Annotated in this window: 1 rRNA gene; it reads right to left on the bottom strand. The window is 51.7% G+C overall.

Annotated elements, in window-relative coordinates:
- Positions 1-292: 292 nt before the first annotated feature.
- Positions 293-1,826 (bottom strand): 16S ribosomal RNA (locus tag HMPREF1508_RS09275).
- Positions 1,827-2,008: the final 182 nt, after the last annotated feature.

Genomic DNA, 2,008 nt, shown 5'->3' on the forward strand with positions numbered 1-2,008 from the left:
ACCGTCGGCCGCCTGAGTCTTAACCATCGTGTTCGGGATGTTAACGGGTGTTCCCCTCAGGCGTATCGCCACCGAAAATATGAAGTTATCTTTGAGCCGCAAGGATTGGAAAAAACAATGCGTCGAATGCTTGCATTCGTAAGCATTCGTTTTTGATGATCCTCGGGGCGAATGCCCCGGCTTGTGGACGAAGTCCACAAGACATGCTTATCGGCTCCGCCGATAAGCTGCGCTCAAACACTTGCGTGCCTGATAACTCAACAATGAAACAACGCTCTACTCGATCTCTTAGAAAGGAGGTGATCCAGCCGCACCTTCCGATACGGCTACCTTGTTACGACTTCACCCCAGTTATCAGTCCTGCCTTCGGCAGCTCCCTCCTTGCGGTTGGGTCACTGACTTCGGGCATTACCAACTCCCATGGTGTGACGGGCGGTGTGTACAAGACCCGGGAACGTATTCACCGCAGCATGCTGATCTGCGATTACTAGCGATTCCAGCTTCATGTAGTCGAGTTGCAGACTACAATCCGAACTGAGACGTTATTTTTGGGATTCGCTTGGCCTCACGGCTTCGCCTCCCTTTGTTTACGCCATTGTAGCACGTGTGTAGCCCAAGTCATAAGGGGCATGATGATTTGACGTCATCCCCACCTTCCTCCGGGTTCACCCCGGCAGTCTCCTTAGAGTGCCCAGCGTCACCTGCTGGCTACTAAGAACAAGGGTTGCGCTCGTTGCGGGACTTAACCCAACATCTCACGACACGAGCTGACGACAACCATGCACCACCTGTCTCCGATGCTCCGAAGAGAGACGACATTACATCGCTTGTCATCGGGATGTCAAGACTTGGTAAGGTTCTTCGCGTTGCTTCGAATTAAACCACATGCTCCACCGCTTGTGCGGGTCCCCGTCAATTCCTTTGAGTTTCATTCTTGCGAACGTACTCCCCAGGTGGAATACTTAATGCGTTTGCGACGGCACCGATACCCTTCGGGTACCGACACCTAGTATTCATCGTTTACAGCGTGGACTACCAGGGTATCTAATCCTGTTCGCTCCCCACGCTTTCGAGCCTCAGCGTCAGTAATCGTCCAGTAAGCCGCCTTCGCCTCCGGTGTTCTTCCTGATATCTACGCATTTCACCGCTACACCAGGAATTCCGCTTACCCCTCCGACACTCCAGCTGAACAGTTTCCAATGCACTACCGGGGTTGAGCCCCGGGCTTTCACATCAGACTTGCTCTGCCGCCTACGCTCCCTTTACACCCAGTAAATCCGGATAACGCTTGCTCCATACGTATTACCGCGGCTGCTGGCACGTATTTAGCCGGAGCTTCTTACTCAGGTACCGTCATTTCTTTCTTCCCTGCTGATAGAGCTTTACATACCGAAATACTTCCTCACTCACGCGGCGTCGCTGCATCAGGCTTTCGCCCATTGTGCAATATTCCCCACTGCTGCCTCCCGTAGGAGTTTGGGCCGTGTCTCAGTCCCAATGTGGCCGGTCGCCCTCTCAGGTCGGCTAATGATCGTCGCTTTGGTGGGCCTTTACCCCGCCAACTGGCTAATCATACGCGAGCCCATCCTATACCACCGGAGTTTTTCACACAACAAGATGTCTTATCGTGCGCTTATGCGGTATTAACAGTCGTTTCCAACTGGTATCCCCCGGTACAGGGCAGGTTGCTCACGCGTTACTCACCCGTCCGCCACTCGAAATAAAAGGGTTCTCCGAAGAGTTCCGAATATTATTTCTCGTTCGACTTGCATGTGTTAAGCACACCGCCAGCGTTCATCCTGAGCCAGGATCGAACTCTCATGTTAAAAGTCCTTCATTCATCCGTTTTTTAAGTCTATCACACAGATCCTGTAACAGATCGTATGTTATGCCTCATCTTCGCAGATGCATGCTTCCCAGAATGAATTAGCTTGGCTAATCCTTTACTGTTTTTAAGGTCCTCAGATTGCTCTGAGGTTCGCTTTGATTCTCTTAGAATCTTTCAAGG

This window comes from Shuttleworthella sp. MSX8B (assembly GCF_000524295.1).
Taxonomy (GTDB): domain Bacteria; phylum Bacillota; class Clostridia; order Lachnospirales; family Lachnospiraceae; genus Shuttleworthia; species Shuttleworthia satelles.